The 14063-nt window shown below is 40.9% G+C and carries 14 protein-coding genes; 8 read left to right on the forward strand and 6 right to left on the reverse strand.

What is annotated here, in order from left to right; all coding sequences use genetic code 11:
• Positions 1 to 136 precede the first annotated feature (136 nt).
• Positions 137 to 388 carry a type II toxin-antitoxin system prevent-host-death family antitoxin gene (locus JW841_03080; GenBank protein MBN1959904.1) on the forward strand — a complete coding sequence of 84 codons (252 nt, stop codon included), beginning with the start codon at positions 137 to 139 and terminating at the stop codon, positions 386 to 388.
• Positions 389 to 400: 12 nt separating this feature from the next.
• Positions 401 to 781: a type II toxin-antitoxin system VapC family toxin gene (locus tag JW841_03085; protein ID MBN1959905.1), complete on the forward strand. Its 381-nt coding sequence runs from the start codon at positions 401 to 403 to the stop codon at positions 779 to 781.
• A 24-nt stretch (positions 782 to 805) separates the two neighbouring features.
• On the opposite strand, the gene JW841_03090 is transcribed toward JW841_03085, so the two are convergent.
• Both JW841_03090 and JW841_03095 read right to left on the reverse strand, forming a co-directional pair.
• Complete coding sequence (locus tag JW841_03090) at positions 806 to 1597, reverse strand: tetratricopeptide repeat protein (protein MBN1959906.1); 792 nt, start codon at positions 1595 to 1597, stop codon at positions 806 to 808.
• A 99-nt stretch (positions 1598 to 1696) separates the two neighbouring features.
• The gene (locus JW841_03095) at positions 1697 to 2512 is read right to left on the reverse strand and encodes an OmpA family protein (GenBank protein MBN1959907.1); all 816 of its coding nucleotides are present in this window, start codon (positions 2510 to 2512) and stop codon (positions 1697 to 1699) included.
• Positions 2513 to 2784: 272 nt separating this feature from the next.
• Here JW841_03095 and JW841_03100 point away from each other — a divergent pair, with 272 nt between their 5' ends.
• Together JW841_03100 and JW841_03105 are read left to right on the forward strand one after the other, a co-directional pair.
• The gene (locus JW841_03100; GenBank protein ID MBN1959908.1) at positions 2785 to 4422 is read left to right on the forward strand and encodes a response regulator; all 1638 of its coding nucleotides are present in this window, start codon (positions 2785 to 2787) and stop codon (positions 4420 to 4422) included.
• A 37-nt stretch (positions 4423 to 4459) separates the two neighbouring features.
• A complete protein-coding gene (locus JW841_03105) occupies positions 4460 to 5998 on the forward strand; it encodes a hypothetical protein (protein MBN1959909.1) in 1539 nt (512 codons plus the stop codon).
• A 35-nt stretch (positions 5999 to 6033) separates the two neighbouring features.
• Here the strand turns inward: JW841_03105 and JW841_03110 are convergent, their stop codons facing one another.
• The 3 genes from JW841_03110 to JW841_03120 form a co-directional block, all read right to left on the reverse strand.
• Positions 6034 to 6219, reverse strand: a complete 186-nt coding sequence (locus JW841_03110; GenBank protein MBN1959910.1) for a 50S ribosomal protein L28 — start codon at positions 6217 to 6219, stop codon at positions 6034 to 6036.
• A gap of 170 nt (positions 6220 to 6389) precedes the next feature.
• Complete coding sequence (locus tag JW841_03115) at positions 6390 to 6827, reverse strand: deaminase (protein ID MBN1959911.1); 438 nt, start codon at positions 6825 to 6827, stop codon at positions 6390 to 6392.
• 101 nt (positions 6828 to 6928) lie between these two features.
• Entirely contained in the window at positions 6929 to 8188 is a 1260-nt protein-coding gene (locus JW841_03120) for a hypothetical protein (GenBank protein MBN1959912.1), read from the reverse strand.
• A 277-nt stretch (positions 8189 to 8465) separates the two neighbouring features.
• On the opposite strand from JW841_03120, the gene JW841_03125 reads away from it, so the two are divergent.
• The 4 genes from JW841_03125 (at position 8466) to JW841_03140 (ending at position 13346) form a co-directional block, all read left to right on the forward strand.
• A complete protein-coding gene (locus tag JW841_03125) occupies positions 8466 to 10448 on the forward strand; it encodes a serine/threonine protein kinase (protein MBN1959913.1) in 1983 nt (660 codons plus the stop codon).
• 95 nt (positions 10449 to 10543) lie between these two features.
• Positions 10544 to 11362: a hypothetical protein gene (locus tag JW841_03130; GenBank protein ID MBN1959914.1), complete on the forward strand. Its 819-nt coding sequence runs from the start codon at positions 10544 to 10546 to the stop codon at positions 11360 to 11362.
• 137 nt (positions 11363 to 11499) lie between these two features.
• A complete protein-coding gene (locus JW841_03135; protein ID MBN1959915.1) occupies positions 11500 to 13008 on the forward strand; it encodes a DegQ family serine endoprotease in 1509 nt (502 codons plus the stop codon).
• Positions 13009 to 13124: 116 nt separating this feature from the next.
• Positions 13125 to 13346, forward strand: coding sequence for a DNA-directed RNA polymerase subunit omega (locus tag JW841_03140; GenBank protein MBN1959916.1), 222 nt, complete (start codon positions 13125 to 13127; stop codon positions 13344 to 13346).
• Between the two features lie 420 nt (positions 13347 to 13766).
• Here the strand turns inward: JW841_03140 and JW841_03145 are convergent.
• The coding region (locus tag JW841_03145; protein MBN1959917.1) for a toxin-antitoxin system HicB family antitoxin at positions 13767 to 14063 on the reverse strand (297 nt) is incomplete at its 5' end.

Consider the following 14063-nt stretch of genomic DNA (forward strand, 5'->3'; position numbering starts at 1 on the left):
CGACCCGTTTGACAATAACAGGTTTTCAAACACGCGGACATCTACCCGTGCTAATGAAGCGGACATCTATAAATACTTGTAACAGTATGTTGGATATCGTATTGACAAAAAAACAATATGTCCATAGAATTTGTCTATGGTCATAAAATCTATTGCTGCCGGAAAATTCAAACAAACCTGCTTGGCATTACTTGACAGTGTCGCCAACCATCGCATGCAAGTACTCGTTACTAAACGTGGCCGTCCCGTTGCACGGCTTGTACCAATAGAAACCGATGAAGAAATTGAACAAGTAGCCCTGGCAGAGCTATGTGGTAAAGGTCGTATGCTTGTCGATGAAGAAACGTTTCTTGCGCCAACAGACGATCTAGCCGGTTGGAAAACTTAAGGGGGGTCCTAAATGCTAGTTCTAGACACTCACATAGCTCTTTGGTGGACACTTGAACCCAAACGACTTAGCCGTAAGGTATTAACACAAATTAATCGCGAAAAAATTATTGGTATTCCTACTATTATATTTTGGGAAACCGCTTTACTTGTACGTAAAAATAAACTCGAACTTACCATTGGAGCTGCCGCTTGGGCACAAAAGGTTTGTAATATCCCCCGAGTTATCAATTTACCGCTAAGCACTGAAATAGCCTTACTTGCCGACAGTCTTGAAATGCATGCTGATCCAGCAGATCGTTTCATCGTTGCAACAGCTATTATCCATAAAGCTACACTTGCTACTAAAGACACTATGCTGCGCCAACTGCGCTTTATAAATACTACTTGGTAGACAAGGATATTACTGGTCTTTAATTTAAGTTTTCGATTTCTTATTGGTTTTATGTTTTTTGTCGTTAGCTTCTTTTTTTAGGCGTTCTTGCACTTCATCAAGTTTTTTCTTAGCATCTTTAGCTAGCGAAGATTTTTTATAGTTACGTATAATTTCACCAAAAAAGATCTTGGCATCTTCATAATTACCAATCGCCATCGAACATAAACCAATTTTATAATAGGCTTGATCAGCATATGAACCAGAAGCAAATTTCTCAACCACGCGAGCAAATTCTTGGACGGCATTGCGATATTTTTTGTCATTAAAATAAGTTTCACCTAAATCGTAATAGGCCTTATCAGTAACCCCTTTTTCATTTGGCCACTTACGTACGATCGCTCGTAAAACTCCGCGGGCTTCTTTAGCTTTGCCCTGTTTTAATAGATCGCTAGCATAAACCAGCATCTCTTTTTTATCATTTGGGGCATTTTTATCAGGTGGCGTCTCTTTAACTGAACCAGATTCTAAAGCTTCAAGCCGTTTTTCAATTGAATTATCACCTTCAAGCTTTGCTTCAATTTTGCCCAGACGATATTCTGTCAATTCAATAAAACCACGCAGTTCTTGTATGTCTTTTATTAAGCGTTCAAGCTGTACCCCAAAATCGGCAGTGGTAGAACGTGCGGCTCTATTTAAGTCCTCTAAAGTACGGGCAACTTCTGCGATCTTACGATCAGCTAGCTGCATTTGCTCTTCTAAACGAGCCTGTTGTTCACTTAGACTTTTTTGATTGGCTGCTTGTTGTTGTTGCAGCAATTGAATATCACGCTGCATGTTTTCGCCTACCTCTTTCGGGACCCAACAACCAAGGATCCCGAAAAGAGGTGCGAAAACCAAAGCAAAAGGAAACTTCACTTTAACTATACGCTTGTTTTATTGAACTGATTGAATGAATTCAACACGGCGATTTTGCGACCAACAACCTTCATTATGCTCAGTACACAAAGGTTGATTTTTACCTTTTGAGCGCGTGGTCAAACGACCTGACTCAATGCCAAGATTCTTTAGATAGGAACGCACGGCTGCAGCACGTTTTTCACCAAGAGCAAGGTTATACTCTTGAGTACCACGCTCGTCAGCATGACCTTCAAGCACCACTACTACTTGCGGAGCTTGTTTTAGGCACTCTGCGTTTTTATCAAGTATTGACTTAGCATCAACGGTAAGATCAAAACGATCAAACTCAAAATTCACCACCTGGGTGGCCACTATTTCACCGCCAGAAGCGTCCATCGGACGGCACTGGGCTGAAATATTGGTGGTATCGCCGCCTTGATCTGCGCAAGCACCATCAATGCAAACACGACCCGGACCACAATCGACATCTTGCGCGCACTCATCTACGCATTTCTGATTTTCGCAACGTTTTCCCGACGGACAGTCGGTTGTTGCTACGCATTCAGCAACGCATTTATTAGCGCGACAGACTTTGCCATCACAGTCGGCATCGGCATTACATTCAGGTTTAGGCTCGCAGCGAGCGTCTTGGCAAATAAAGCCTTCGCCTTTCTTCTCGATGCATTGAGCATCATCGCGGCACTCTTGGCATTGCCCATTAACGCAAACCTCACCCTTTTCTTTACAGTGCTCATCTTGGTCGCACTTCGGGTACGTAGGCTTGCAGGCGACGAAAAATAGCGAAGCGGCCAATGCAGCAAACTTGAGGAGTTGACGTGAACCAAAATGCATGGAAAGTTTCTCCTTACGCGAACTGCATATTACAGCAGTAAATCGCAGACAGATACTTCATACTAGTCGCCCGAGAATCCCCGGAAGCGAAGGTTTCGCGCATATTATGAGGGCACTCGAAGCAAGTCAACCCACTGCGTACCTGGTATTTGCATATTCGTACTTGCAACCTTTATTGACACCCGGCAAATGAGTGAGGGAGACTTGGTAAAATAACACCCATTTAGGGGTATAATAACTAAAACTTACCTAGAGAGTCGGCTTTTAAAAAAATGGCAAAAAAGAACCTCCTGCTTGTAGATAATGATCCCAAAAGCTTGCGAGTGCTCGAAGTTTCACTGCGTAAAGCAGGATTTTCAGTCACCACCGCGATTAATGGTCGGGATGCCATTGAAAAAGTACGTATCTCCCCGCCAGAATTGATCATTTCTGACACAAAAATGCCAGAAATGGATGGATTTGAATTTTGCAACTCACTTAAAAATGATGCCAAGCTTATTGGTATACCGTTTATTTTTCTAACCGCACAAAAATCTATTGATTATAAAGTAAAAGGACTTGAACTTGGTGTTGACGATTATTTAACCAAGCCTATTTACATAAAAGAGATCATTACCCGTATAAAGATCTTACTTGAAAAACGTGAAAAAGAATCTCTTGAAAAACGCGATCCTCGATCAAAATTTGCCGGTGATCTTTCGGATATGGGTGTAGTCGATCTTATTCAAACTATCGAAATCGGTCGCAAGACCGGAAAAATTAAATTTCAGCATCCCGATGGCCAAATAGCTGCCATTTACTTTAAAAACGGCAAAGTTATCGATGCTGAAAGTGGACGCTTGCATGGCGAGCGTGCGGTTTACCGCCTGTTAATTTGGAATGGCGGTAGTTTTGAAATTGAATTTGGTACCACAGAACGCAACGATACCATTGAACTATCAAGCCAAGGTTTACTTATGGAAGGCATGCGTCGTGTTGATGAATGGGGACGCTTGCTTGAACAATTACCACCATTAGAAACTCGCTTTGCTGTTGATCCCAAAGAACTAACCGAACGGCTCGCAGAAATACCAGATGAAGTTAACGGAATTTTAAAGCTTTTTGATAGCAAACGCTCATTAATGCAGGTAGTTGACGAGTGTGAAATGGGCGATCTTGAGGCTATGAATTTTATTTCAAAATTATATTTTGAAGGCCTCATTTACGATATCACCTCACGTGAAGCTGAAGGTGAAGCCACCTTAGGCGATCTTGGGGGGAGTAATGTTGCCGATACAGATAATATTGAATCTGAAACTATTGAAGTTGTTCCTGCTCCCGAGTCTAATTTCGAAGTTGAAAACAACTTAGAACGACAGCCACTTAGTAGTACTTTACCTGAAATAAACTCCGCGACCGCATTAGAACATGATATTTCTGCTAATGAAGCAGCTGTTGCTAATGGAAATATTCCTGATCCAGTAGCTAGTAACGACGCAGATACTCCTGTACTGCCGCCTTGGCCTGGTTCGATACCTATTAAGCCAATAACCAATGAAGCAAAAAATTTAAGTAATAACAAAGCCGATTTTGCTGTTAGTAAAACTCCAGCGTCAGCAACTTATTCAAATGTTGAGCCTATTTTACTGACAAAACCCAGTAAATCCAAAGATTTCACCCTACCAGCAGCAATACCAAACAGCCCAAGAGGGCCAAGACCTTTTATTAATGGACACGAAAATCGTATCATTCCAATGAATCCAGCTGAAGCTTTTGGCATACGCAATATTCATATACCGGACCAAAGTTATCTTGATGAAGAAATATCTTCACCGCAGCTTAAAAATAAAATACCTATTTTCGTTTATGCTGTTATAGGACTATTAGCTGCTGGTCTTGTCGGCTTTTTCCTTTCGACGCTACTAACTTGAAGCAAGGCAAGCATATACATTAAGGAGTACCTAAAGTATGCCCCAGCATTTTGATATTGCAGTAATCGGCGCCGAGCCCGCCGCAGTGATTGCTGCTGCTTTGCTCTGTAAACGCGGTCGCCGTGTTATTCTTATTGACAATGGTGAAGATGTATCCACCTATGGCCGAAATAATTACCGCCTGCCATTAGCACCAATATTAACTCCACAGATTGAAAATTCTGCTGCAATGCATAAAGTGCACGAAGAATTGGGGCTTGGCCCTGAATTGCGTGCTCATATTCGTCAGCTTTCACCAGGATTGCAAACCGTTTTGCCACATCATCGTTTTAACATCTATAATGATCCTCAAACACTAAAAACTGAATTAAGCCGCGAGTTTCCTAAGGCTGCTGATGCTATAGAGAATTTTTTAAACCGCTTATTTGCCGCAGATAACGACCTAAATAACATTTTACGCCAGTATTTTCCGATAAAACCCAAAACATTAAGTGAACGCTGGCGTTGGCGATCATGGCAACAATTAACCGCAGCCTTTGCAAGACCTTTTGAGCCACAACAATGGCTGACAGATATTGCTCTAGACCATCCCCTCTATGATGTATTGCAAAGCCCATTGTCATTTTTTGGCTATTTAGCCACTGATAGACCTTCGACATTTCAAGCAATACGATTATTGGCGCGTTATTTTCGTGGTTTAATAGAATTACATGACCAGCCTGAATATGGTTTGCCAGCATTTCTCATGCGTGTTGCCAAGCGTGTAGGGGTTGAAGTTCGTCATCACGCAACTATTGTAAACATAGGGTTAAAGAAGCGATATTTACATCACTTAGATATTGCAAATGATAAGCAAACCATAACCGCCGATTATTTTATAAATGGTACGTTGGCCCCCTTTACTGAACTTTTACCAGCTACTGCCCAACATCCGCGTTTTACTCTTGAAGAACAGTTAGTACGACCTGTTGGCAGTCTTTTAGTTACCAATTTATTAGTCGACCGTGCGGTTATTCCCTGTGGCATGGGTCAGGTGCTTTTTGTACTTAACGGCCGACGGCAAGCTCGCAAAGGCGACGATATTGATCCACCAATGTTGCTGCAACGTTTTACGGCGTTGCAACGTGATCCGAAAACTAATAACCGTAAGGCTATTATTGATGATAAGCGTGAAGTTTTAAGTATTGCCATTCCAGTACGCACTACCGATTTTGCCCACTTGCCAGATCGTTTGGCTAATATGAAATTGCAAATACTCGAACGGGTCGGTCGGGTAGTACCATTTTTACAACGCTATATCTGCGATATGTCGCTACCTACAGATACTGCCTCATGGGATATCGAAGATAATGGCACTCGCCGTGTAGATCCTTGGCGATTACATCCACTCTATGAAACAACTAATTCCCCTCTATTGGGTATTTCTGCACGTAGCCCACGCACTTTTTTTAAAAATTTATGGCATTGCAGCCACGCTGTACTTCCCGGTCTTGGCATAGAAGGCGACTATATTACCGGTCTTGCGGTTAGCGAAAATTTGCTTGTAGAAGCTTACCGAAAATGGCGCAAGATTTAGATTAATTTTAAGATTTAACTAGAGGGTGTCCCTAACTAAATAGCCTTGGCAATTTTATTAGAGCGCAAACAGCGCGTACACACATTAACTCGTGTATTACGACCATTTACTACAGCACGAACTTTTTGCACATTGGCATTTTGTCGTGTTCTGGTCTTAATATTAGAGTGTGAAACCTTGTTACCAGACATATGTCGCTTGCCACAAATTTCGCAAGTCATGTGTTACCTCATAATTTATATAAAACGCGCTAATAACATACTTTTTTGCGTCATTGAGACGCGATTTTCTCAACAAATACCAAATAGGGGTTTGCCTCTTTAACAGAAACACAACAAAATGAAAAGGGGTAATGTAATATTCCCGATAACCTTGCTCGATCAAACTATTGCTATAAGTCCATTAGATCTTCATCATTTAAAAAGTCATCAGGCTTATCTTGCTTGGCAGCAATACATTCAACCTCAATACCAACATCTTTGGGTAAAGCCGCCACTTGTACAACAGCACGTGCTGGTAAATTCTGCCCAACAAACATTTTGGCATAAACTTGGTTAACCACTTCGAAATTTTTCAAATCTGTCAAATAAATAGTGGCTTTTACGACTTCATCAAGAGCAAAACCAGCATCTGTGACAATACTGCGCATATGATTTAATGCAATTTCAGCCTGGCGTTTAATATCACCTAAAAATACTTTTCCTGACGGTACTTCGATAGGAATTTGGCCAGATACGAATAGCATCGAGCCTGGGCGATTAATTCGAATCGCGTGAGAGTATGGGCCAATAGGTTTGGGAGCTTTACGCGAAACGATCATATCATGAATGGCATGACGACGAGCCATAAGCTACCTCCAAATACGTTGATTTTTGTTTTATTGGGCTAACACTTGCGAAATCAATACACAACTTAATTTAGGGGCTATCCCTAGTTATTTATACTTGTAGGTGCTGTTAAAGTTATTGATGATGATTTAATTGTATAAGAAAATGCATTTATTTTGCGGATACAACGTTCAATTGTATCTGGGCCAACTTCTATCACTATTTCATTTTCTGGCTGTTGCAGAATTAATAGATCACGATAGTCATTATCGTTAGGATTTGTAAAACCACTTGCTTTAACAAACGAATCAGCTAATGGGGGCTTACCTGTGTGGTATTGTTTGCCAGTTTTTAGCAAAGTTAAAACCAAAGAATCAGCTTCTGATGTTGGTACTACAGCATTGTTCGATACTGAAGATGCTGTTGGTGATGATGAGTTGTCAGGTTTTATCAATGGCATTGATGATAATTCTAACGATGCCTGCGACAACAAACAACCATGATGTATTTCAAGCATGACTAAAGGAACATCTGATTTCAAACTAATTTGTAGCTTCTCATTTGCCGGCACATGTAATTCTTGTTGTTTTATTGATGCCTCTTGTTGTTCTGTTTGTTGTTCTGTGGAAGTGGTTTTTTTACTAATGATTAGTGGTGCACGAAAAAATAAAGAGTGTCGACTTTGTTCGGTTTGTAGACGTTCAAAAGGCCAATGTAATTGACGGTGTCTGACACTCATGAGTACTTTTTGGGTATTAATACCACCATTAACATTTGGACCCCCTAAGTGTAGATATTGTGGCTCGTCCACAATTAATAAAGATGTCCCTTCAGCATTTAAAATTGAGCCACCATAAAAACCTGGTGGAGCAATACGATTATCGACTTCACCACGTTCGTATTTTATCTGCTCTGCAAAAAGTGATTTACAGCCATTAGCAACATCAATTAGCCCGATTGCTTGCACAGCTTCTTCAGGATTTTCACTAAGTATGCGCGTGAATACTACTGCTTGGCTGCCAAAATTAGTAAAACGTAAAGCATCGATTTCTTCGCCATAAAACTGCTCGCTAGTACATTGAGGTAGCCATTGTTGTTTATTGTCAGAAACTTGCTGACGTAATACCGTAAACCGATATCCTTCTATACTGCGTATCGCTACTACTGCATCTTTATGACCATCTTTATCAAGATCACGCTCGACAATACCATGTACTCTGCCAGCAATACTATGAAATGCAGGACTATTAACAAAACGAATAGGAGGATGTGAGGTAGCGCAAGCATTAATAATCGATGCAATACTTGCTGCTAATGCAAGCCATTGTGATTTTAATAAAACTTTACAAAATGTCATTTTCATACCAAAGCGAATCACTCATGTTTTACAAAAACACTTAGTTTTAACCGTAATCGCAATTGAAAAGTATAAAAAGCAATGAAATATCTTTATATAAAAGTTTTTACACATAGCCTCTAGCTGTATCTTTAGCTATATATAAATACTGGCATAGCATTACTTGAATGTAAAAGAGAACTTGTATGCCAAATTTGTTCAATACAACTTCAACTTGCATCAGCAACGACTAAAGAGGAAAATCACCAAAAGCGTTTCCACACTGCAACGCTTGTAGGGTAGCATGAGTTCAGGGTTAGTTGGTTCCCGATTAGGAAAGTATGAAATATTAGCCGAAATCGGCCAAGGGGGCATGAGTGTAGTATATCGTGCTCTTGATACTCAGCTTAATCGCCATGTAGCTATCAAGGTTTTACATAATTATATGGCTGAGCAAAAAGAAGCGCGAGTGCGTTTTCATCGCGAAGCCATGGCTGTAGCACGCTTGCGCCATCCTAATATCATCGAAATCTATGACTACTCAGGTGAAAATACTGAACGAAGTTACATTGTTACTGAACTTATCGATGGATTTTCACTAGCGACAATCCTGGGTCATGATCCTTTAATACCACCTGAAGCAGCAATAATAATCGGTCGCGCCATCGCTGATGCACTGGCACATGCACATGAACACGATGTAATTCATCGTGATCTTAAACCTGAAAATATTCTGGTTGATAAAAAGGGCGCCCTCAAACTTACTGATTTTGGTATTGCACGTATTCTTGATGGGCAAAACCTTACCGTTACTGGCACCCTTTTGGGATCACCAGCATACATGGCGCCTGAATATATCGATGGCGCACCAACTGATGCCCGCACTGATATTTTTGCTTTTGGCACTATGCTTTATCAATTTGTCACTGGTGAATTGCCATTTGCTGCAAAATCACCACATGCATTGCTTAAACGTATTCTTACCGGCCAATATACTCCTGCTGAGCAATGTAATCCCAGCGTGCATGCCGCGATAGCTCGTTTGATTAAACGAGCACTGGCACGTGACCCTATGGATCGTTTTCAAACCGCGCGCGAATTACTGACTGTAATTGATAACATCATAAATCGTATTGGTTTAAACGCCATACAAGAAATGCAAAATTATTTAACTGATATAAGTTATGGCCAAATTTTAAAAAGTAATCTGGTCAATCAATATGCCAACTTAGGAAAAAAAGAACTCTCAAATGGACATATAGGAGCAGCACTTGAAGATTTCGACCGTGTGCTTGCAGATGAGTCAAATCAGCCTGAAGTAAGACGCTTAATAAACCGCCTTACGCGACGAGCTTTGGCTGGTCGTATTTTACGTAATGCCGGCATCGTACTTTTGGGTACGGTAATCGTTACTCTCATCGGTTCAAAATTATTAAATAGCCAGTTACTGCAAAAATCAACAACCAGTGGTAAAATAGCAAACGCTAGCACACAAATTAATGTTGTTCGTAATGTTACTTTTTTAATTCAAGGTAGCGGTGATCTATATATTGATGGCTTCTTAGTAAAACACCAAGCAACAGATGCTATTTCGCATGAACTCTTACCCGGAAAACATCATGCTCGACTAGTTAATAAAGAAAACGATATTGCTATACCTTTCTCTATTCCACTTACTGGTGCTATCGCCCCAATAAAAATAAACGCAACTAAAACTCCAACGAATGCTGCTACAGATATCCCCTCAGTGACTAATCAAACCATTACACCTAAAATACCATCGACTGATATAGAAGCTAAAAACAGATTTGCAAGCCACTTTGCCCCTGCGGATTCAACTAAAAATAAAATAATAAGATTTCGCATCGCTGGCGGACTATGGGTAAATGTTAAAATCGACAATGAACGGGAAATGCGTGAACAATTAAGTCCGGTACCCATTAAACTCGCTTATGGTGAACACCAATTGCGCTTTAGTAATCCATGTTGCGAACCAGTTGAAATAAAAATCAAAGTAAACGATACCGAGCCTCCACAATTAGAGCCAATTAATCTTAAACCTAGCCCGGCCCGACTTTTTATCGAAGGCGCGCCAGTTGGCGCTTTAGTTGAAGTTGCCGGCAAACGCGAAGGTTTACGTTTGGGCGAGCCAATTTTTATTCCTATGACAGTACGGGGACCAACCGAACTGCTGGTGGTAGTAAAAAAAGAAAATCACACCCTTTTACAACAAACCATCCGTTTCGAGCCCGGTCGCGAACACCGTTTGGTGGTAAATGAGAATTAGCCTTGATCTTTGTCGTTAAGATAACAAAACAAATAAGCACAAATAAGCTTAACTAGATACTTGCAGTTAACCGCACAGCCTTGTAACCCATAGATATGCTGGTTCTCGTAAAGGTCCTTACTTGCTTGCTATGTACACAAACCGTCGCCGCAAATGAACCTGCACAAATAGAGTCCGAACTACGACGAGCAAAAAATGAGTATGCTTACGGTAATTATGATAAAGCTGCCGAGCAACTACGAGCATTAGTATACCCTATGCGTCTATATAATGACGAACAGGTAATTGAGACACGAAAATATCTTGCACTATCTTACCACCGCTTAAAACAACCTGAATTAGCAAAATTAGAATTTAAAAAATTACTTTATCTATCTCCAGATTATCAGCTCGATCCCTATACTGTTCCACCCGCTATTATTGAATTGCTTGAAGCCGTACGTTTGCAAATGAAACCAGAGCTCGAGGCGATTAGACAGCGACAAAGCGATGAACAACAAATTAATGATAGCAAACAAATTCGCCTTATAACCCTCGAAAAAACTATGATTGAACATTCTGACTTTGCTACTTTGCTACCATTTGGAGTTGGGCAATTTCAGAATGGTGACTATGGCTGGGGTGCTTTCTTTGCATCTACTGAATTATTTTTTATCGCAGTTAATATTACTGCACATTTATGGGCAAAAAGTTATGGTCCAACTTTTTCAAGCCGCACCATTCAACGTCGTGTGCAAGCTTTAACCATTGCTCAATACGGAGCCGTAGCTCTTTTTGGTTTCACTTGGAGTCTTGGGGTAATGCAAGCACGAGTTAATTTTCAGCCACTTACTCTAGGTTCAAGTATTGTTCATGAAGAAGGTAAACCCAAAATTCCATCTGGCGGCTCACTACATTTTAATTTGAACTTTTAAAAAATGACAGAAATAAATTAGCCCCTCTTTTGGTTTTAAATAAAGAGACAATTTAAAAAATTGATAACTTGACACTAGGGTTTTGGTAACTACTAGTTACCTTGTGAAAGGTTAAGTTAAGTAAGGAGAAAGAAAAGGTGAAAACAACCATATATGCTGCAGCGCTGGTGGTAATTGGCGCTATTTTTGGGTTTGGTTTCTCTACTTGTGGAACGGTAAATAGCGAAAACAGCCAAGCAAAAAACAACAACACTAGTGTGACAGCAATTGCTCAAGCTATGTCACCTTCATCCGCATTTGCTAAAATCCCAGGTAACGAGGCATCAATTGCTGATATTGCTGAAAAAACCGTTGCTAGCGTAGTTAACATCTCCTCTGAAAAAGTAATACGTAACAACCAAGGCCAACAATTTTCACCATTCTTTAGCGACCCCTTCTTTAGACATTTTTTTGGGCAACCTTTTAATGGTCCGCAAATTCCCCAAGAGCAGCGACAAAAGAGTCTTGGCTCAGGAGTTATCGCGACTACTGATGGTATTGTGCTTACCAATAATCATGTGGTCGAACAAGCCGACAAAATCCAAATAGGATTAGCCGACGGTCGTAATTTTGATGCTGAAATTGTTGGTACCGACCCTAAAAGTGATGTCGCCGTTTTACGTCTTAAAGGTGAGTTAAACGATTTAAAACCAGCAAAAATTGGCGATTCAGCTAAATTGCGCCTCGGCGATATTGTGCTTGCAATTGGTAATCCTTTTGGCGTTGGGCAAACAGTTACGATGGGTATTATTTCAGCTAAGGGGCGTGCTGACGTTGGTATCATCGACTATGAAGATTTTATCCAAACTGATGCCGCAATTAATCCGGGCAACTCAGGCGGCGCCTTAATTAACATGCAAGGTGAGCTTATCGGTATTAACACTGCTATCTTATCACGCAGCGGCGGGTATCAAGGTATTGGCTTTGCCATTCCATCAAACATGGTGAAAGTCATTATGGAAAGCCTGATCAAGCATGGCAAGGTGGTGAGAGGTTGGCTTGGTGTAGCTATTCAAGACATTGATGAAAATCTTGCTGAAGCTATGAAGCTCAAGGTGCATTCAGGCGTATTGATTTCTGATGTCACCGAAAAAAGCCCTGCTAGAGCCGCTGGGGTTAAACGTGGCGATGTTGTTTTAAAAGTAGATGGAGAAACTGTCGATTCTACAGGTAAATTGCGCAATCTTATTTCGATTCGTGGCCCTGATAAAAATGTAAAACTTGAAATTTTGCGAGATAGTAAAAAAATTGAGTTGATGGTTAAACTTGCACAAATGCCAGCAGATCTTGGTGGCATTGCTGAAATTGATCAAAATGAAGGCGTGCTCGGCGGTCTTAAATTAGGGGCAATAAACGATCACAATAAAGATAAGTATAAACTGCCAGAAAAACTCGATCATGGTGTGGTTGTTATTGATGTTGACCCTAACTCATCGGCAGCCAGTGCCGGGTTTAGACCAGGTGACGTAATTTTGGAAATCAACCGTAAAGAGATTAAATCTGTAAAAGAATTCAGCAATATGTATAAAAAAGCTAAAAATCGCATCTTACTTTTAGTGCATAGACGCGGTTCAACCATGTATTTAGTATTGTCGAAAAACGGTTAAAACTAGGGGGATGCCCCTAACCTATGACTTTTTATAAAATAAATATGGTTCGACACGTTCTGCATGCGTGGCGAACCATTTGACGCTGATGTCACTGCTGTGCTAAGAGCAAAAGAATGGCACGTGTTACTGTAGAAGACTGTCTTGAAAATGTCGATAATCGCTTTGCTTTAGTACATCTGGGGGCCCAACGGGCACGTCAGTTGTTAAAAGGCGCTAAACCGACGGTTGAACATTCAAAAAATAAAGCTGCTGTTCTGTCGTTGCGCGAAATCGCTGCTGGTAATGTATATTTCGATGGCGATATTCGTGACGCATTGCGAGATAAACTAGTTTAATTTCTTAATAGTTATTTTTAGATCACCACGTTTTCAAGTCCCGTCCACCTAAGCCATCTTACTAGTTGAAATCATTGAACTTTTTTCTGAATGTAGCAAGACTGTATCAAAACATGGGTGTACAGGTGTGTTTTGGCGATTGCGCTGTGCGATTTCATTAGGTTTTTTTCGTTCGATTTTGTCTCAAGTGGTGTGGTTCTGCGATTCTTTTCATTCATGGTTAGGCGCGAGTCCTCGGCCCTCGCCCTCGCTCCAACACTGCCTTCGAATAAAGCTGGCAATTCTTCTTCTTTATTACAAACCGATTCCAGCTTCACAGGTGCCACACACCCTTAACTATTTATAATTACAATACAATTATTGAGATATTCAAAAAATAGCCGCAATAATTTGATATCTGGCACCCTTGCTGCTGCGCTCTCACCTCTCAAGCTTTGCACTCACCAACCGATTAATACTGACGCCGGCTTCGGCAGCTTGCAGAGTCAAATGGCGATGAGTTTCAGGCGGTAAACGAACTAACAGCCTACCGGAAAAGCGACGCGATGCAATTGGCTCAGGAATAGTTTCATTATCGCGCCTCATATCGCGAATAACTGCGGCCACAAGTTTACGAATACCACGCAATGCCGCTTCTGGAGATGCCGCCAAATGACTAAGGCTAGGGAATTCAGCACAAAGGCCAACATACTCTTGGTCTTCATCTAACCAAGTTAC

The sequence above is a fragment of the Deltaproteobacteria bacterium genome (assembly GCA_016931625.1).
In the GTDB taxonomy this organism is placed as follows: Bacteria; Myxococcota; XYA12-FULL-58-9; order XYA12-FULL-58-9; family JAFGEK01; genus JAFGEK01.

Excerpts from the sequence above, each read along its gene's own strand:
- JW841_03130 (MBN1959914.1), top strand. The coding sequence starts at position 10,544 with ATGCTGGTTCTCGTAAAGGTCCTTACTTGCTTGCTATGTACACAAACC.
- JW841_03095 (MBN1959907.1), bottom strand. The coding sequence starts at position 2,512 with ATGCATTTTGGTTCACGTCAACTCCTCAAGTTTGCTGCATTGGCCGCT.
- JW841_03090 (MBN1959906.1), bottom strand. The coding sequence starts at position 1,597 with ATGCAGCGTGATATTCAATTGCTGCAACAACAACAAGCAGCCAATCAA.
- JW841_03100 (MBN1959908.1), top strand. The coding sequence starts at position 2,785 with ATGGCAAAAAAGAACCTCCTGCTTGTAGATAATGATCCCAAAAGCTTG.
- JW841_03125 (MBN1959913.1), top strand. The coding sequence starts at position 8,466 with ATGAGTTCAGGGTTAGTTGGTTCCCGATTAGGAAAGTATGAAATATTA.
- JW841_03085 (MBN1959905.1), top strand. The coding sequence starts at position 401 with ATGCTAGTTCTAGACACTCACATAGCTCTTTGGTGGACACTTGAACCC.
- JW841_03110 (MBN1959910.1), bottom strand. The coding sequence starts at position 6,219 with ATGACTTGCGAAATTTGTGGCAAGCGACATATGTCTGGTAACAAGGTT.
- JW841_03140 (MBN1959916.1), top strand. The coding sequence starts at position 13,125 with ATGGCACGTGTTACTGTAGAAGACTGTCTTGAAAATGTCGATAATCGC.
- JW841_03120 (MBN1959912.1), bottom strand. The coding sequence starts at position 8,188 with ATGAAAATGACATTTTGTAAAGTTTTATTAAAATCACAATGGCTTGCA.
- JW841_03080 (MBN1959904.1), top strand. The coding sequence starts at position 137 with ATGGTCATAAAATCTATTGCTGCCGGAAAATTCAAACAAACCTGCTTG.
- JW841_03105 (MBN1959909.1), top strand. The coding sequence starts at position 4,460 with ATGCCCCAGCATTTTGATATTGCAGTAATCGGCGCCGAGCCCGCCGCA.